The sequence below is a fragment of the Rhodococcus sp. no. 34 genome, from assembly GCF_054589475.1.
In genome coordinates this window covers 92,891-110,220 of the sequence record NZ_BAAILK010000049.1, presented here as the reverse complement: position 1 = coordinate 110,220, position 17,330 = coordinate 92,891, and the positions used below count along the sequence as shown (strand labels likewise).

At 64.4% G+C, this 17,330-nt stretch carries 19 protein-coding genes; 12 read left to right on the top strand and 7 right to left on the bottom strand.

Features of this window, described 5'->3' with window-relative positions; translation table 11 throughout:
* The first annotated feature begins 13 nt into the window (after window positions 1-13).
* The 6 genes from folP (at window position 14) to ACYP01_RS29235 (ending at window position 4,106) form a co-directional block, all read left to right on the top strand.
* Window positions 14-913 carry a dihydropteroate synthase gene (gene folP, locus ACYP01_RS29260; protein ID WP_459683533.1) on the top strand — a complete coding sequence of 300 codons (900 nt, stop codon included), beginning with the start codon at window positions 14-16 and terminating at the stop codon, window positions 911-913.
* On the top strand, window positions 910-1,851 hold the full coding sequence (locus ACYP01_RS29255; protein WP_003945188.1) for a glucosyl-3-phosphoglycerate synthase: 942 nt from the start codon (window positions 910-912) through the stop codon (window positions 1,849-1,851). Before folP ends, ACYP01_RS29255 begins: the two co-directional genes overlap by 4 nt.
* 32 nt (window positions 1,852-1,883) lie before the next feature.
* On the top strand, window positions 1,884-2,261 hold the full coding sequence (locus ACYP01_RS29250; protein WP_003945181.1) for a DivIVA domain-containing protein: 378 nt from the start codon (window positions 1,884-1,886) through the stop codon (window positions 2,259-2,261).
* Window positions 2,261-2,830 carry a DNA-3-methyladenine glycosylase I gene (locus ACYP01_RS29245; protein ID WP_003945189.1) on the top strand — a complete coding sequence of 190 codons (570 nt, stop codon included), beginning with the start codon at window positions 2,261-2,263 and terminating at the stop codon, window positions 2,828-2,830. The genes ACYP01_RS29250 and ACYP01_RS29245 overlap by 1 nt, the downstream gene beginning before the upstream one ends.
* 151 nt (window positions 2,831-2,981) lie before the next feature.
* Window positions 2,982-3,149, top strand: a complete 168-nt coding sequence (locus ACYP01_RS29240) for a DUF3117 domain-containing protein (protein WP_003945169.1) — start codon at window positions 2,982-2,984, stop codon at window positions 3,147-3,149.
* Between the two features lie 117 nt (window positions 3,150-3,266).
* Complete coding sequence (locus tag ACYP01_RS29235) at window positions 3,267-4,106, top strand: putative RNA methyltransferase (protein WP_459683530.1); 840 nt, start codon at window positions 3,267-3,269, stop codon at window positions 4,104-4,106.
* Between the two features lie 6 nt (window positions 4,107-4,112).
* Here ACYP01_RS29235 and glgA read toward each other — a convergent pair whose 3' ends face one another.
* Window positions 4,113-5,285 (bottom strand): glycogen synthase, encoded by a 1,173-nt coding sequence (glgA, locus tag ACYP01_RS29230; protein ID WP_459683528.1) that lies wholly within the window; start codon window positions 5,283-5,285, stop codon window positions 4,113-4,115.
* Window positions 5,286-5,417: 132 nt separating this feature from the next.
* On the opposite strand from glgA, the gene glgC reads away from it, so the two are divergent.
* Window positions 5,418-6,632 carry a glucose-1-phosphate adenylyltransferase gene (gene glgC / locus ACYP01_RS29225; RefSeq protein ID WP_003945185.1) on the top strand — a complete coding sequence of 405 codons (1,215 nt, stop codon included), beginning with the start codon at window positions 5,418-5,420 and terminating at the stop codon, window positions 6,630-6,632.
* On the opposite strand, the gene ACYP01_RS29220 is transcribed toward glgC, so the two are convergent.
* The gene (locus tag ACYP01_RS29220; protein WP_007736091.1) at window positions 6,629-7,264 is read right to left on the bottom strand and encodes an O-methyltransferase; all 636 of its coding nucleotides are present in this window, start codon (window positions 7,262-7,264) and stop codon (window positions 6,629-6,631) included. The two genes, glgC and ACYP01_RS29220, sit on opposite strands and share 4 nt — an antisense overlap.
* Before the next feature lie 330 nt (window positions 7,265-7,594).
* Between ACYP01_RS29220 and sigE the strand changes: the two genes are divergently transcribed.
* The 4 genes from sigE to tatB all read left to right on the top strand — a co-directional run bounded on the left by sigE (window position 7,595) and on the right by tatB (window position 10,624).
* The gene (gene sigE / locus ACYP01_RS29215) at window positions 7,595-8,191 is read left to right on the top strand and encodes an RNA polymerase sigma factor SigE (RefSeq protein WP_029255812.1); all 597 of its coding nucleotides are present in this window, start codon (window positions 7,595-7,597) and stop codon (window positions 8,189-8,191) included.
* A gap of 52 nt (window positions 8,192-8,243) precedes the next feature.
* On the top strand, window positions 8,244-8,603 hold the full coding sequence (locus ACYP01_RS29210; RefSeq protein ID WP_003945180.1) for a hypothetical protein: 360 nt from the start codon (window positions 8,244-8,246) through the stop codon (window positions 8,601-8,603).
* Between the two features lie 75 nt (window positions 8,604-8,678).
* Window positions 8,679-10,157, top strand: a complete 1,479-nt coding sequence (locus ACYP01_RS29205) for a trypsin-like peptidase domain-containing protein (protein ID WP_065351193.1) — start codon at window positions 8,679-8,681, stop codon at window positions 10,155-10,157.
* A gap of 74 nt (window positions 10,158-10,231) precedes the next feature.
* Complete coding sequence (tatB, locus tag ACYP01_RS29200) at window positions 10,232-10,624, top strand: Sec-independent protein translocase protein TatB (protein ID WP_003945177.1); 393 nt, start codon at window positions 10,232-10,234, stop codon at window positions 10,622-10,624.
* A 63-nt stretch (window positions 10,625-10,687) separates the two neighbouring features.
* Here the strand turns inward: tatB and ACYP01_RS29195 are convergent, their stop codons facing one another.
* The 5 genes from ACYP01_RS29195 to ACYP01_RS29175 all read right to left on the bottom strand — a co-directional run bounded on the left by ACYP01_RS29195 (window position 10,688) and on the right by ACYP01_RS29175 (window position 16,228).
* Window positions 10,688-11,824 carry an Mrp/NBP35 family ATP-binding protein gene (locus ACYP01_RS29195; RefSeq protein WP_003945178.1) on the bottom strand — a complete coding sequence of 379 codons (1,137 nt, stop codon included), beginning with the start codon at window positions 11,822-11,824 and terminating at the stop codon, window positions 10,688-10,690.
* Between the two features lie 24 nt (window positions 11,825-11,848).
* On the bottom strand, window positions 11,849-12,712 hold the full coding sequence (locus ACYP01_RS29190) for a lytic transglycosylase domain-containing protein (RefSeq protein WP_003945171.1): 864 nt from the start codon (window positions 12,710-12,712) through the stop codon (window positions 11,849-11,851).
* 145 nt (window positions 12,713-12,857) lie between these two features.
* On the bottom strand, window positions 12,858-14,327 hold the full coding sequence (locus tag ACYP01_RS29185) for a lytic transglycosylase domain-containing protein (protein WP_223304678.1): 1,470 nt from the start codon (window positions 14,325-14,327) through the stop codon (window positions 12,858-12,860).
* A gap of 75 nt (window positions 14,328-14,402) precedes the next feature.
* The gene (locus ACYP01_RS29180; protein ID WP_003945067.1) at window positions 14,403-14,945 is read right to left on the bottom strand and encodes a DUF1003 domain-containing protein; all 543 of its coding nucleotides are present in this window, start codon (window positions 14,943-14,945) and stop codon (window positions 14,403-14,405) included.
* Window positions 14,942-16,228 carry a magnesium transporter MgtE N-terminal domain-containing protein gene (locus ACYP01_RS29175; protein ID WP_003945077.1) on the bottom strand — a complete coding sequence of 429 codons (1,287 nt, stop codon included), beginning with the start codon at window positions 16,226-16,228 and terminating at the stop codon, window positions 14,942-14,944. Before ACYP01_RS29175 ends, ACYP01_RS29180 begins: the two co-directional genes overlap by 4 nt.
* A gap of 72 nt (window positions 16,229-16,300) precedes the next feature.
* Between ACYP01_RS29175 and ACYP01_RS29170 the strand changes: the two genes are divergently transcribed.
* Window positions 16,301-17,263 (top strand): HpcH/HpaI aldolase/citrate lyase family protein, encoded by a 963-nt coding sequence (locus ACYP01_RS29170; RefSeq protein WP_020908461.1) that lies wholly within the window; start codon window positions 16,301-16,303, stop codon window positions 17,261-17,263.
* Window positions 17,264-17,330 lie beyond the last annotated feature (67 nt).

Below are 17,330 nucleotides of genomic sequence, written 5' to 3'. Positions count from 1 at the left end.
CAGTATGAGTGGCATGTCTTCACTCCCCGGTTCTACCGCGCAGCCAGGTCCGGCGCCCACCCTGTGTGGGCGTCCGGTCGCGGTCGACCGTGCACTGGTGATGGCCATCGTCAACCGCACTCCCGATTCCTTCTACGACCAAGGCGCGACGTTCTCGGATTCGGCAGCGATGGCTGCCGTCGACGGGGCCGTCGACGAGGGCGCCGATCTGGTGGACATCGGGGGAGTGAAAGCTGGGCCCGGTGACCTCGTCGACGCCGACGAAGAGGTCAGGCGAGTCGTTCCGTTCGTCGCCGCGATCAGAGCCAAGTACCCCGAGCTGATCATCAGCGTCGACACCTGGCGGAGCGGCGTCGCGCGGTTGGCACGCGCCGAAGGCGCCGACCTGATCAACGACACGTGGGCGGGTGCGGATCCCGACCTCGTCCTGGTTGCTGCCGAGACTGGTGCCGGGATCGTCTGCTCGCACACGGGTGGCGCGGTTCCGCGCACCCGCCCGCATCGTGTCCGCTACGACGACGTCGTCGCAGATGTGGTCACCGAGGTCGTGTCGGCGGCAGGGCGCGCCCTGGCACTCGGGGTTCCGCGTGACGCGATCCTGATCGATCCCACCCACGATTTCGGTAAGAACACCTTCCACGGGCTCGAGTTGTTGCGGAAAGTGGACGTTCTTGTAAACACCGGGTGGCCAGTGCTGATGGCGCTGAGTAATAAGGACTTCATCGGGGAGACTCTTGGTGTGGAGCTTTCCGAGAGGTTGGAGGGAACATTGGCAGCGACAGCAATGGCCGCGGCGGGCGGCGCCCGGGTGTTCCGTGTTCACGAGGTGGCGTCCACCCGTCGAGTAGTCGACATGGTGGCCGCGATCCAAGGACGCCGTGCCCCGGTACGTACGGTTCGAGGTCTGGCATGAGCATCACCGGTGCGGGCCCGACCCGCGTATGGGCAGACGCCAACAGTTGGGACCATCCGAGTTGGACGGTCGCCGAACTCGAACGGGCGAAGGGTGGCCGAACAGTCTCGGTGGTGTTGCCCGCGCTCAACGAAGAGGACACCGTTGCTGCGGTGGTCGACACCATTCATCCGTTGCTCGGTGGCCTGGTCGACGAGTTGATCGTTCTCGATTCCGGTTCGACCGACCGTACCGCCGAGCGTGCTCGCGCGGCGGGGGCGACGGTGATCAGTCGTGAGAGCGCAGTCCCGTCCATCCCGCCGACCGCGGGCAAGGGTGAGGTGCTGTGGCGTTCGGTCGCCGCAACGACCGGCGATCTGATCGCATTCGTCGACTCCGATCTCATCAATCCCGATCCGGCGTTCGTGCCCAAACTGCTGGGGCCGCTGCTCACGGTTGACGGCATCCATCTGGTGAAGGGCTACTACCGCCGTCCGCTGCGCGTGAGCGGCACGGAGGATGCCAACGGCGGCGGGCGAGTCACGGAATTGGTTGCGCGGCCCATGTTGGCCGCGCTGCGGCCGGAACTCACGTCGGTACTGCAACCGCTTGGCGGTGAATACGCGGGCACCCGTGAGCTGCTGTCCGCTGTCCCGTTCGCGCCCGGCTACGGCGTCGAGATCGGCCTTCTGCTCGACACGTACGACACGTTGGGGCTGGCGGCGATCGGTCAGGTCAATCTCGGTGTGCGCAAGCATCGCAACCGGCCGCTCGCCGACCTCGGTGTGATGAGCCGGCAGATCATCGGAACGATGCTCCGGCGGTGCGGGATCGAGGATTCGGGTGCCGGGTTGACCCAATTCCTGGTCGACGGCGATTCTTTCGTGCCCGAGACCACCGAGGTTTCGCTACTCGATCGACCCCCGATGAATTCGATAGTGCGCACCGCGGGGGTCTGACCGCTCACACTCGGGTATGGGAGTATCGGTCCATGATGACGATCCTCCTGTACCTGATTGTCATGGCACTGGTCGGCGCGATGATCTTCCTCGCCGCCAGTGCTGTGTTCGGGCGCTCGGAAGAGCTGCCGCCGCTGCCTCCTGGCACGACGGCGACCGTACTCCCGGCAGAGGACGTCACCGGGGCGGATGTCGACGCGCTGCGTTTTCAGCAGGTGCTGCGTGGCTACAAGGCGAGTGAAGTGGATTGGGCCCTGCATCGCCTCGGGTTGGAAATCGATTCTCTGCGTGCACAACTGGGCCGTGACGAGCGGTCTGAGGTCCTGGTGAAAGCGGATGCTCCGGCCAAGGCCGAAGCATCGCAGGAGGAGCCTGAGACCGTATCCGAATCGAAGGATTCCCAGGGCTGATGGCCGACGGACTCGTTCGGTGCGGCTGGGTGGTCGAGACGCCCGGCGACACGCTCTACCGCGACTATCACGACGAGGAGTGGGGGCGTCCGCTGCACGGGCGCGACGAACTGTTCGAACGACTCGCCCTCGAAGCATTCCAATCGGGACTTTCGTGGATCACGATTCTGCGCAAACGCGAGGCGTTCCGCGAAGCCTTCGACGGGTTCGATCCGGACAAGGTCGCAGCGTACGGAGTTGCGGATGTCGAGAGATTGCTCTCCGATGCCGCGATCGTCCGCAATCGCGCGAAGATCGAGGCGACGATTTCCAACGCCCGAGTGCTCGTGAATTCGCCCGATCTGGACCTCGATTCGTTACTCTGGTCGTTCTCGCCGCCTCGACGCACCAGAAGACTGACATCAATTGCAGAGGTTCCCGCGGTCACTCCCGAGTCGACTGCCATGGCTAAGGAACTCAAGCGGCGCGGGTTCAAGTTTGTGGGTCCTACCACGGCTTATGCGCTCATGCAGGCCACCGGAATGGTCGATGATCACGTGGCCGATTGCTGGGTTCCGGCGCAGGTGTGACGGTCGACTGAACACCCCTAAATGTGACTCAGATTCCCGGTTCCCGCATCCATAGGGAACAATGGAGGGTACGAGCCTCGCTGATTGTTGGCGGGGCGCACCGTTAGTCGAGGCGCAGAGCAATGCAGCGCAGATCTGGAGGGAGCAGAGGATGGCGGCCATGAAGCCCCGGACCGGGGACGGTCCCCTCGAAGCAACCAAAGAGGGACGAGGAATCGTCATGCGGGTTCCACTCGAGGGTGGCGGACGCCTCGTCGTCGAGCTGACCCCGGATGAAGCTGCAGCGCTCGGTGTGGAACTCACGAACGTCACCAGCTAGTCGGGTCCAGGTTGTAGCAGTACGAACAACAGCACGTGATTGCACGCAGGCTCCGTATCCGTTTCGGTACGGGGCCTGAAGTGTGTGCGCACCGCCGGTAGCCGAAAGGACGGATCAATGCTTGCCGCCGTGATCGATCTTCTGTCCTGCCCGCAGTGTGCTGCTGATCTGGAATTGGTGGACGGCGCCGCCGAGTGCGACCGCGGACATCGATTCGATATCGCTCGTCAGGGTTACGTGAGCCTGATCAGTGGCGGTGCCACGAAGTTCACCGGCGACAGTGCCGAGATGATTGCCGCGCGTGCACGATTGCTCGGCGCCGGCCACTTCGGCCCGCTGATGGATGCCGTCACCCGGGCCTGCGCGACGACGGCGGGGTCGGACCCCGCGCGGATCGTCGAAATCGGCGCAGGCACAGGACAATACCTCGCACACGTCGTGGATTCGCTGCCTGATTCTCGGGCGATAGCGTTGGACGTGTCCAAGTTCGCGGCCCGACGTGCCGCGAAGGTCCACGAAAGAATCGGTTCGATCGTCGCAGACGTCTGGCAACCACTACCCATTCGCGACGGAGCGCTCTCTCACGTGCTCTGTGTGTTCGCTCCTCGTAACGGTCCGCAGTCCCATCGAGTTCTCGCCGAAGACGGCGTTCTGGTGGTCCTGACGCCCACCGACAGGCATCTGCACGAGCTGATCGACATTCTCGCGATGGTCCGGGTCGACGACCGCAAAGTGGAACGTCTCGAATCGTCGATGGCCGGATACTTCGAGCGTGTGAGTAGCGACGAGGTCGAGTTCACGATGTCACTCTCACACCAGGACGTCCTCGACTTGGTGGGGATGGGACCGTCGGCGAGACACCTGACGCCCGCCGATCTGGCTGCCGCCGTGGCGAAGCTGCCGCAGCCGAGTACCGTCACCGCGTCGGCGACGGTCTCGACCTATCGCAAGATCTGACGCGGATCAGCGTCTCGTGACGGCGTCCGCGTAGACCTCGAGCGTCTGCTTGGCGATTTCGGCCCAGGAGAACTCGTCGATCGCACGGATCCTGCCCGCACGACCCATCGCGTCGGCGCCTTCTCGGTCGGCGACAACGGCATTGACGGTGGCCGCGAGCGATTCCTCGAATGCGTTCGGCTCGTAGGCGTTGTAGTGCACGAGTCGACCGGTGACGCCGTCGGCGACCACCTCGGGGATGCCGCCGACGTCGGAAGCGACCACGGCGGTCTCACACGCCATGGCTTCGAGATTGACGATCCCGAGGGGTTCGTACACCGAAGGGCAGACGAATACCGTTGCTGCCGAAAGTATTTCCCTGATCTGCTCGGTCGGGAGCATCTCGCGCACCCAGTAGACATTGCCCCGGTGCCGGGCGAGTTCGGCCACCGCCTTCTCCGTCTCGGCGGCGATCTCCGGCGTATCGGGAGCGCCGGCGCACAGCACGAGCTGAATCTCCGGGTCGAAGTGGTGGGCTGCCGCGACGAGGTGCCCGACGCCCTTCTGCCTCGTGATGCGTCCGACAAAGGCCACGATGGGTTTCGCCGGGTCGACGCCGATCGACGCGAGTGCGGACTGTGCTCCCGGCGCAGATCCCCCGGGATGCCATACCTCGGTGTCGATTCCGTTGCGGACTACGTGAACGCGACTCGGATCGACAGCGGGGTACGCGTCGAGGACGTCGAGTCGCATACCGGAACTGACGGCGATGATCGCGTCTGCGTGCTCGACGGCGTTGCGTTCGGACCACGACGAGATCCGATAGCCGCCGCCTAGCTGTTCGGCCTTCCACGGGCGTCTGGGCTCGAGTGAGTGCGCGGTGAGGATGTGCGGCACGTCGTAGAGAGCCGACGCGAGATGCCCGGCCAGTCCGGTGTACCAGGTGTGGGAGTGGACGATGTCGACACCGGCCGCGGCGTCCGCCATGCGCAGTTCGGCGGAGAGCGTCGTCAGGGCCGGGTTGGATCCGGCGAGAGCGGGGTCGGGAGAGTGGACGATCGCGCCTTCGCGCGGGGCGCCCATGCAGTGCACGTCGACCTCGCACAGCCGTTTCATCTGAGCGACGAGCTCGGTTACGTGTACTCCTGCGCCGCCGTAGATCTCCGGCGGGTATTCCTTGGTCATCATCGCGACTCGCACGCGCTAAACCTAACCGCCCGTAATCGATCCGGCTACCGATCACGTTATCCCCGACCGTTCGGAGGGGGACACGATCGGACCTCTCGGACTGCTTCGCTAGCGGGAGTTCACCAGTGCGGATAGGTTAGCGGTGTGAGAAGCCAGCCGCATGTGCTTGGAATCGTGCTCGCCGGGGGCGAGGGCAAACGCTTGTATCCGCTGACCGCGGACAGAGCGAAGCCCGCAGTGCCCTTCGGAGGTGCATATCGACTTATCGACTTCGTGTTGAGCAACCTTGTCAACGCGGGATATCTGCGTATTTGTGTGTTGACGCAATACAAGTCACATTCACTCGACCGCCACATTTCGCAGACGTGGCGATTGTCCGGGTTCGCGGGTGAGTACATCACCCCGGTCCCGGCCCAGCAGCGGCTCGGGCCGCGCTGGTACACCGGCAGTGCCGACGCAATCCTGCAGTCGCTCAATCTCGTTTACGACGAGGACCCCGAGTACATCGTGGTTTTCGGTGCCGACCACGTGTACCGGATGGATCCGGAACAGATGGTTCAGCACCACATCGAATCCGGGGCAGGCGTGACGGTCGCGGGTATTCGTGTACCGCGAAGTGAGGCTTTTGCTTTCGGCTGCATCGACAGTGACGAGTCCGGACGCATCACCCAGTTCCTGGAAAAGCCCGCCCATCCTCCCGGGACACCGGACGACCCCAATTCGACGTTCGCGTCCATGGGTAACTATGTGTTCACCACCAAGGTGCTCGTGGACGCCATCCGCGCTGATTCAGAGAATTCCGATTCCGATCACGACATGGGCGGAGACATCATTCCCGCCTTGGTCGCCGCGGGTGAGGCGTCGGTCTACGACTTCAAGGACAACGTCGTTCCCGGTGCCACCGATCGAGACCGCGGCTACTGGCGTGACGTCGGTACCCTCGACGCCTTCTACGACGCTCACATGGACCTGGTGTCGGTGCACCCGATCTTCAATCTCTACAACCGTCGCTGGCCCATCCGCGGCGCCACCGAGAATCTCGCGCCCGCAAAGTTCGTGAAGGGCGGACTCGCGCAGGAATCGGTCGTCGGTGCGGGGTCGATCCTGTCCGCGGCGACCGTGCGCAATTCGGTACTCAGTTCCAACGTGATGATCGAGGACGGTGCGACCGTCGAGGGCAGCGTGCTGATGCCGGGTGTGCGCATCGGCAAGGGTGCCGTCGTACGGCGAGCGATCCTCGACAAGAACGTCGTCGTCGGTGACGGCGAAATCATCGGCGTCGATCTCGAACGTGACCGCGAACGATTTGCCGTCAGTCAGGGTGGCGTCGTCGCCATCGGTAAGGGCGTCTGGATCTAGAGCTTGCTCGCGCAGAGGAGGCCGTCACCGAGGGGGAGGAGGACTCGAATGAGTCGCTCGTCCTCGGTCACGGCCTTTGCCGCTTCTCGGACCGCAACCGTTGTCGCGTCGCGTGCGGAGCTGTCGGCTACGCGGCCGTCGGCCAGGGCGTTGTGCAGAACGATGACACCGCCGGAGCGCAGCAGGCGGACGCCTTCGCGGACGTAGTGCGGGTGGTCGATCGCGGCGCAGTCGACGAACACCAGGTCGTAGCCGCCGTCGGCGAGCCGGGGAAGCACGTCGAGAGCCCGTCCGTTGATCAGGCGAGTGCGTGCCGGAGCGATTCCGCTTTCGCGGAAGGTCAGCTTGGCGGCCCGCTGATGTTCGGGTTCGCTGTCGATCGTGGTCAGGACGCCATCGTCGCGCATGCCGTGCAGAAGCCACAGGCTGCTCACGCCGGCTCCGGTACCTACCTCGACGGCCGTCTTCGCGTCGAGCATCCTCGCGAACATCGCGAGCGTCGCGCCGACGGCGGGCGTCACCGGATGGGCTCCGAGATCCAGCGCTCGATCTCGCGCCGCGGTCAAAATCTCGTCCTCGGAAACTACGTCCTCGACGTGGCGGAGTATCTGTTCGGCGTGGGTCACGCTCATGAGGTTATCGGGCGGTTCGGATTGTCGCTGCAAGGCGCGCAGTCACCAGGATTCTCAGGAATCCCTCAGGCTCCTCATATGGCGTGCACACCGCGATGAGAAAAGGTGTATACATCGCCGGATCGAAGATCGCACGGCGGTATCGATTTCTACCAAGTTGATCTTTCGCAGCTCGGTGATCGGGAACAAATCACAGCATCGGCTGGTTCTCCCGAATATCGCGCATCACGTGATTCGGACAACGCGGTGATCGAACTACGCGATCCCGAGCAGGAGGATCAACTTATTTACCAGGTCAACGACGAGCCTCGCCCTCGAGAGTCGGAAGTTTTGACGACGGAATCGGCTGTGGATTCCGAATTGATCGGCACTGCTGTGTTCGATGCAACTGGTGAGAAGTCCTCCATGCCGTCTTGGGACGAACTCGTGCGTCAGCACGGTGACCGGGTGTACCGCCTGGCCTACCGGTTGTCAGGCGATGCCCAGGACGCCGAGGACTTGACGCAGGACACCTTTATCCGGGTGTTCCGCTCGCTCTCCGATTATCAGCCCGGAACTTTCGAGGGCTGGTTGCACCGCATCACCACAAACCTGTTCCTCGACATGGTTCGCCGACGCAATCGCATCCGTATGGAAGCGCTGCCCGAGGACTACGACCGCGTTCCCTCGCCCGGTCCGGACCCCGAGCAGATCTACCACGACGCGCGCCTCGACGCAGGTCTGCAGGCCGCACTGGACTCACTCGCACCTGAATTTCGTGCCGCTGTCGTGCTCTGTGACATCGAAGGTCTGTCGTACGAGGAAATCGGTGCCACACTGGGAGTGAAGCTCGGAACGGTTCGTAGCCGTATCCATCGTGGGCGACAGGCGATTCGTGATCATCTGGCAGCGCAGCGCGCAGCCGAATCCGAACTCGTCGGTTTCTGACGGTCGGGTTCGAGCTACAGAGCGGGACGTGGTCAATCACCTGGAGGGACGAATGACGGAGGCGCGGGCACATCGCCAGTTCGGTTCGACCGAACATCTGGCCAGCGAGGCAATCGCTGCCTACGTCGACGGAGAACTCCGAATGCAGGCCTACTTGCGGGCCTCGCATCACATCTCGATCTGCGCCGAGTGCGCTGCGGCCGTCGATGCTCAGCAACAGGCACGTGGTGCGCTGCGTCGAAGCGGCGAGATGACGATGCCATTGTCCCTGGTGGGACTTCTCAGCCAGATTCCTTCGTGCAACAGTCCGACTACCGGGCCGAATTCGGAAAACGCCGACAGTTCCGTCGGTAATCAACCCGCCGGCTTCTCCACCATCAGCAAGAGGTTGTCCCGTCGCTGGCGCAAATGACGCCGCGCGCCAGCTTCCCGGCGCGGATCAGTGATACTGGACCATGTGACTGACGGAAAAAGGGGGCACTCCGGAGTGAGTTCGGATTCTTCGGCAAACGGTTCGGTGGACAGACCGGCAGATGCGCCGGTTCTCGACCCCCGTCCGGTCTATCGACCCCAGATCGATCCGGCCTCGCGCCAGGTGTTCGGTCGGCCGAGTGGAGTCGAGGGCTCGTTCACTCCGGTGGCCGCGCGATCGACTCCGTCCTCCGATGTCGTGATCGGGACTCCGGACCCGGTTCTGGCCGAAGCGTTCGGTCGACCCGCAGACGCCACCGAGTCGATCGGTCGCGATCCCGAGGCGACGGCGAACAACACGCCCGACGAAGAAACGCCGCGTGATCCGTGGCGTGATCCTGAATCCGCCGTCTCGCTGGGCAAGCCCGCAGAGTCCGAGGCGCCGGTGCAGTTGCCTCCCGCCCAGAAACTCGACGTGCGTGAGCTGTTGTTCGGTCGCAAGGTCGCCCCCTCGGCACTGGCCGCTCTTGCGGGCATGGCGCTTGTCATCGCTCTCGTCGGTGGGTTGCTTGCCACTGTCATCACTGCCGATCGCAGTTCACTCACCAGCTCACGTGTCACGCTCGTTCAATCCGGCGGTGGGGAACAGCCGGAGTCTCAGGTGGCGAAAGTCGCCGACGCGGTACTGCCATCCGTGGTGTCGATTCAGGTCGCCGTCGGCGACCAGGGCAGCACGGGTTCCGGTGTGGTCATCGACGGCGCCGGATACATCGTCACCAACAACCACGTGATCTCCTCGGCTGTTCCGCCCGCTCAGGACGCGAAGATCCAGGTGATCTTCTCCGACGGAACCAAGACCGACGCCCAGATCGTCGGACGTGACGTCAAGACAGACCTCGCAGTGCTCAAGGTGTCGGCGAACAATCTGACGGTCGCTCAGCTCGGAAAATCCGAGGATGTTCAGGTGGGCGACGACGTCGTCGCCGTCGGCTCACCGCTCGGATTGAGCAAGACTGTCACCCGCGGGATCGTCAGTGCACTGAACCGGCCTCTGCGGTTGTCGGGTGAAGGCACCGATACCAACGCCGTCATCGACGCCGTCCAGACCGACGCGGCGATCAACCACGGCAACTCCGGTGGTGCGCTCGTCGACGACGAAGCCCGCGTCATCGGCATCAACACCGCAATGCTCAGTGAGTCCGGCGGTTCGGTCGGGCTCGGCTTCGCGATTCCGATCGACACGGTGACCGAGGTGGCGCAGACCATCATTCGCGACGGCAAGGTTCATCACCCCGACATCGGCGTGAATGCCCGCACCGCGGTCAACGACGCGACCAGTGGTGCTGCGGTGGCCAATGTCCGCGACGGCAGCCCAGCGCAACGTGCGGGGATCGTCGAGGGTGACGTCATCGTCAAGGTCGGTGACCGACCGGTGACAAGTGCCGACGAATTGGTGGTTGCGGTCAACGCGACGACCGTCGATCAGCCTGTCAACGTTCAGTTGATCCGCGACGGACGGCAGGTCGACATTTCGGTCACGCCGGTGTCGGACTGATCGGACCCTGCGATCTTCCTGTGAGGTTGATCCGGACATGCGCGCACCGAGCGAGCACACAGTAGGCTGACCCTGTGTTTGGCAACATCGGTTGGGGCGAGTTCATGATCCTCCTCGTAGCGGCTCTGGTCATCTTGGGACCTGAGCGGCTTCCTGGTGCGGTCTCCTGGGTCACGAAATCCCTGAGGCAGGTGCGCGAATATGCTTCGGGCGCTTCCAATCAGCTCAAGGAAGAACTGGGCACCGATTTCGAGGATCTGCGTAAACCGCTCGCAGATCTGAACAAGCTGCGCGGAATGACGCCGCGCGCTGTGATCACCCAGCACCTCCTCGACGGCGACGACTCCATCTTCACGGGCAACTTCGACAAGAAGCCGCAGAGCGGAGTGCAGGAGCCGAAGACGCTGTCGAAGGACAAGCCACTCACCGCCGGCGAACGTCCTCCTGTGGACTTCGACGCCACCTAGATTCGACATACGCAAGGGCGCCTGTCACCGATCGGTGACAGGCGCCCTTCCGTATGAGGGGTTCTACAGGTTGCGAACCGTGTTGATACCGAGCGACATTCCGGCCAGCCCGCGCTGACGGACGGCCAACTTGTCGGCGATGTCCTTGAGTGCGATGGCTGCGGGTGAATCGGGAGCGCTGAGGACGATCGGCGTCCCGGCGTCGCCTGCCTCGCGGACGGACGGATCCAGCGGGATCTGTCCGAGAAGCGGAACCTTGGCGCCGACGGCCTTCGTGAGGCGATCGGAGACGGTCTGCCCGCCGCCTTCGCCGAAGACGTCCATGCGGGTGCCGTCGGGAAGTTCGAGCCACGACATGTTCTCGACGACGCCGGCGACGCGCTGGCGGGTCTGCAGGGCGATGGCGCCCGCTCGCTCGGCGACCTCGGCAGCGGCCTGCTGCGGTGTGGTGACGACCAGGATCTCGGCGCTCGGGATGAGCTGAGCCACCGAGATGGCGATGTCACCGGTGCCGGGCGGCAGATCGAGCAGCAGCACGTCCAGATCGCCCCAGAACACGTCGGCGAGGAACTGCTGGAGTGCGCGGTGAAGCATCGGTCCGCGCCAGACGACAGGAGTGTTGCCCTGGGTGAACTGCGCGATGGAGATCATCTTCACGTCGTGTGCAACCGGCGGCATGATCATGCGCTCGACCTGAGTGGGCTTGGCGTCGGTGCCGAGCATGCGGGGGATCGAGTGACCGTAGATATCCGCGTCGAGTACGCCGACAGACAGTCCGCGCGCGGCCATTGCTGCCGCGAGATTGACTGTCACACTGGACTTTCCGACGCCACCCTTGCCGGAGGCTACGGCGTAGACGCGGGTGAGTGAACCCGGCTGGGCGAACGGGATGACGGGTTCGGCGGAATCGCCGCGAAGCGACTTGCGGAGCTCGGTCCGCTGGGCGTCGTCCATGACGTCGAGTTCGACGCGGATCGCACCGACCCCGGCGACGTCGGCGACGGCCTTGGTGACGCGTTCGGTGATCTCGGTGCGCATCGGGCAGCCGGCGGTCGTGAGATAGATGCCGATGTCGACGCTGTTGTCACTGGAGAGGGAGATCCCCTTGACCATCCCCAGTTCGGTGATGGGTTTGCGGATCTCTGGGTCCAGAACTCGCGCGAGCGCGGAGCGAACGTCGGACTCGGTCAGTACAGACATGACTCCATGGTAAGTCCAGGTAGGTCAGTGGATGCGCGGCAGGTCCGATGCGGCGGGCACGATGCCGGTGGAGTACCCGAGCGACCAGGCCAGAACGTTGGCGACGTAGGCGGCCGAGTTGTTGTAGCGGTGGATCGCGGAGGCAACCTGGGTGACGTCCTGCATGTTGAGTCCGCCGTCGCACAGGTACTTGCCGGTGGTCAGTGCGGAGTCGAAAAGGTTCTGCGGGTCGGCGATTCCGTCACCGTTGCCGTCACCGGCGTATTGGTTCCACGTGGACGGGATGAACTGCATCGGGCCGACTGCGCGGTCGTAGACGGTGTCGCCGTCGAGGGCGCCGCCGTCGGTGTCCATGATGACGGCCTGGCCGGGGAGGCTGCCGTTGAGTGGCAGGCCGATCACGGGCTTGTAGAGGTTGCCGTTCGCGTCGGCGTCCTTGCCGTCGTTGGCGTGGCCGGATTCGACGCGGCCGATACCGGCGAGGAGCGTCCAGTGCATGTTGCAGTTGGGCTTCTCGACGGCGAGGATCCGCTCGGCGTTCTGGTAGGCGGCGACGCTCACGCTCGGGATTCCGAGTGCTCCCTCGGCCATGGACGCGGGGAGCGGGGGAGTGGCCTGCACGGGAGCCAGCGGCGCGGGTTCCGGCGCGGGGGCGGGAGCCGGCTCGGCGATTGCTTCGACGGCGGGCAGAATCTGCGCCTGCGGTTCCTGCGTGGCTTGTGCGGCGGTGTCCACCGTTTCGGCGGAGCTGGTGTTGAAGAACGGGACCTTGGGAGCGGCGCCGGCCGTGTTGGCTGCGGTGACGAGTCCGATAGGGATGAGTCCGGTGAGCGCGATGACCGAATTTCGACGGATGTGCGAATCTGTCTTCTTGCTGTGCCGACCCACTGTGTATGCCTCCTGAACCTCCGCGAGGAGGTTTTCCGTTCAACTGACGGAGTCGAGGCTACCTGATTTGTTGCGCTTCCGTTATTCAACCGTGATCTAGAAGGGCAGTTTGGGGCATATGCACTGTTCTTTCGTGATTTTTCGGTTACAGAGCGGGCATGCCGGGCAGGCCCGGGAAGAACGGCACGAATGCCGGAGCCGGGGCCGGAGCGGGCTCCGGTGCGGGTGCGGGGGCCGGGGCCGGAGCGGGCTCCGGCGAGGGGGCGGCGGGCGGAGAGGATTCCGCGGGAGCCGCGTCGGTGGTGGCGGGTGCCGTGGCGGCCACTGCCATGCCCGGGATCGTGCACGGCAGAAGGATGCCGTCCTGCAAGGCGTCGAGGGCTGCGGGGTCCGGAAGGATCACACACATGTCGTCGGGCCAGCGCCATCCCTCGGCCGTCAGAATCGGCCACACGAGACCCCGTGAGGTGAGGACGGGGAGCGGGATGATCGGACCGGGAGCTGCGTTCCGTGCGGCGTTGGGTCCCGGAGCGGGGCTGGTCGGCATGACGCCCGGCGGGATCAGTGCCTGGATCTCGGGTGAGAGTGCAGGCATGTCCGGCAGACCCGGGAAGAGGGGAGTGGTGGTCGGGGTCGGCGTCGTCGACGCTGATTCCTTGTCGCCGGCCGCCGGATCGGTAGCCGCAGCCGCGGCGAGTACGGCCGAAGCGGCGGAGTCTGCCGAGGCGGCGGCGTTGATCGCGGAGCTGCCGGTGTTGATGCCCGAGGTGTACGGCAGCTGACCGGAAGGAATGACACCGTTCTTGTATGCCGTCGACCACATGATCACGTTTGCTGCGTAAGCGGCCGAGTTGTTGTATCGCAGAACAGCTTTGGTCTCCTGGGCGACATCGCGCAGGTTGAGTCCGCCGCTGCAGAGGTACTTCGCTGCCGAGAGCGCCGCATCGAAGACGTTGTTGGGGTCCTTGATTCCGTCCCCGTTGCCGTCGCTGGCATATCCGGCCCAGGTGGCCGGAATGAACTGCATCGGCCCGACGGCGCGGTCGTGAGTGGGGTCACCGTCGATCGCGCCCTTGTCGGTGTCCCGAATGACTTCGTTGCCTGCCAGCCGTCCGTCGAGGACGGGGCCGAGGATCGGGGTGACTGTCGTACCCACCGAGGTCGTCTTGCCGCCGTTGGCGTGACCGGATTCGATGCGTCCGATGCCGGCCAGAAGATGCCAGGGGATTCCGCATCCCGGTGCCTCGGTCATCATCACCAGCTCCGCGGAGCGGTACGCGTTCAGGACGATCTCGGGGATGCCCAGAGAGGTGAGGACGACGGCCGCAGCGTTGGGCGCTGCCGGGGCGCCGGCGACCGTATCGCTGGGCGGGGCCGATCTTTGCGTTCGGACCGTGCGGGGCGTCGGGAGGAAGTCGACAGAGTCCGGCTGCGCAATCGAGGCGGAGCCCGCCAGTGCGATCGGAACCTGTGACCCTCCGGTCGGTGCGCTTCCGGCAGTGAGGGCCGCTGGACCTGTTACGACGAGCAGTCCCCCCACCAGTGTGGATGCTGCAATCATTCCGCGTACTCGCACGATTCCCCTTTGCTGGCGCTCCCGCTCCGGAGTACCCACCGTGATATCCATATTGCTGTGACTTACGTTACATATCGGTCACGGTGCGTGCAGCAAAACTCAGCGAACGCTCAGCTAGTTGTGACTTTGTTTCGCAGTATTCGAGTCACGGTGCTTCTTCTTCGGGGTCGGTTCGCCGTCGGCAGCAAGGATCGACTTGATCTCCTCGAGCTCCCGTCGCAGGTAGTCGCGGGTGGCAACCTCGCCGACGGCGATACGCAGAGCTGCGAGTTCTCGGGCGAGGAATTCGGTATCCGCCTTGGTTTGCTCGGCGCGTGAGCGGTCCTCCTCGAGCGAGACCCGGTCGCGGTTCTCCTGACGGTTCTGGGCCAGGAGGATCAGCGGCGCCGCGTAGGCGGCCTGGGTGGAGAAGGCCAGGTTGAGCAGGATGAACGGGTACGGGTCCCACTGCAGGGCCACCGCGAACACGTTGATCAGGATCCAGACGATCACGATGATCGTCTGGATTGCGAGATAACGCCCCGTGCCGAGGAAGCGGGCGATGCGTTCACTGACGCGCCCGACAGCTTCGACGTCGAAATCGAGATTGAACCGGCGGCTTCCGCGAGGCGTTTCCAGTCGTTGCCGTGCGGTCGTGCTCGACGCCCGTTCGCTCATCGGAGTAGTTCCTCGTCGTCGGAGTAATCCTCACGCCAGTCTTCCGGCAGGAGGTGATCGAGCACGTCGTCGACCGTCACGGCCCCGATCAGGTGGTTCTCGTCGTCCACGACCGGCCCGCATACCAAGTTGTACGTCGCGAAATATCGGGTGACCGACGCCAACGAGTCGTCCGGGGCCAACCTGGGCATGTCGGTGTCGAGTAGTCCGCCTACCAGGCTGGCGGGAGGCTCACGGAGAAGCTTCTGCAAGTGGACGCAGCCGAGATACCGCCCGGTCGGAGTCGCCGTCGGCGGACGTACGACGAAGACCATGCTCGACAGCGCCGGGGTCACGTCGTAGTTGCGGGCGCGGGCAAGGGCCTCCGCGACCGTCGTCGAGGCCGTCAGTACCACCGGTTCGGGCGTCATCAGACCACCGGCAGTGTCCGGGGAATGCTCGAGCAGGCGTCGAACAGGTTCGGAATCCTGCGGGTCCATCAACTGAAGCAGTGACTCGGCCTCGGTTTCGGGCAGCTCGCCCAACAGGTCGGCGGCGTCGTCGGGATCCATCGCTTCGAGTAGATCGGCGGCGCGTTCGACTTCCAGGTGCATCAGCAGATCGGTCTGGTCATCCGCCGGCAGTTCCTGCACGACGTCGGCGAGGCGTTCGTCGTCGAGCGCCACGGCCAGTTCGTGGCGGCGCTTCTCCGGCAGTTCGCGCATGGCGTTGGCCACGTCGGCGGGTCGCATGCCTTCGTACTGGAGAAGCAGGTGAGCTACGCCCTGGCCGGGGAGTGAGAGATCGCTCTGGGTGAGGCCGGCGACGTGCTGCCAGTCGACGATGTGAATCGCCGCGCGTCGACCGAGGCGTCCGCGATGGCCGCGAACCGCGACCTTGGAGACCACCCAGTCTCGCGTCCGCGTCGATTCGATTCCGAGATCGACGACTATCGTGTCGACGCCGTGAAGCTCCTCGAGTTCCGGGTCGTCCACGCGCACATGTGAATCGAGTACCTGCGCCAGAGCGAGCACTTCGCCCGGGCGCTGGTTGAAGCGCCGCAGACTGACGTTGCCGGTGGTGAGGGTGACTGCACTCGGTTCGATTGCTGTCACACGCAACATCGGAACGAAAATACGTTTGCGCGTGAACATTTCGATCACCAGACCGAGAACGCGGGGTTGCTGGCGTCCGATGCGGACCGTGATGACGACGTCGCGCACACGACCGATCGATTCGCCGTCCGGGCCGAGTACAACCAGGCCGGCAAGCCTGGCTGCAAATACCTTGCCTGCTGCTGCCATGATTGCAAGGCTAATTCGTCCAGCGTCAAAATCTGCAACGGCGCCACCGAAAATCGAGAAGGGCAGTCCGCAATGACTTCACGCAACCGTTCCCGTCGATCGGTATTGGCAGTTCCCGGCAGCAGTCGGAAGATGATCGACAAGGCGAAGGGATTGCCCGCCGACGAGATCTTTCTCGACCTCGAAGATGCGGTGGCGCCGCTGGCGAAGCAGGCGGCCAGGGAGTCGATCGGCGACGCGTTGGCCGAGGACGGGTGGGGCAAACAGGTCAAGGTTGTCCGGGTCAACGACTGGACCACCGAATGGACGTATGCCGACGTCGTGGAGGTGGTGGGCCGCGCCGGAGCGCATCTGGACGCCATTCTGCTGCCCAAGGTTCCCGATGCGAGTCACGTCCAGGCGCTCGATTTGTTGTTGACGCAGGTCGAGAAGGCCAACGGCCTCGAGGTCGGCAAGATCGGGATCGAACCGCAGATCGAGAACGCGATCGGCTTGACCAACATCGACGCGATCGCCACCGCGAGTCCCCGCGTCGAGGCGCTCGTGTTCGGCCCGGCCGACTTCATGGCGAGCTTGAACATGCGAACTCTGGTCGTCGGTGAGCAACCGGACGGCTACGACCGCGGTGACGCGTATCACCACATCCTGATGACCATCTTGATGGCCGCGCGGGCGCACGGCGTCCAGGCCATCGACGGGCCGTACCTGCAGATCCGCGACGTCGAGGCTTTCACTCGGTCGGCTGCGCGAACGGCAGCGCTCGGTTTCGACGGCAAGTGGGTTCTGCACCCCACGCAGATCGAGGCGGCCAACGAGGTGTTCAGTCCGCGCCAATCCGACTACGACCGTGCGGAACTCATCTTGGACGCGTACGCGTTCCACACCTCGGCTGCCGGGGGAGGGCGGGGCGCCGTCATGCTCGGCGACGAGATGATCGACGAGGCGAGTCGCAAGATGGCACTGGTGATTTCGGCCAAGGGCCGCGCCGCGGGGATGACGCGCACCTCGGAATTCACGCCGCCCGAACACGCCTGACGCTCGCATAGCCGAACGAATCAGGTCTGTAAAGGGCACAATAGGGGGTAGATGTACTTGCGTCATC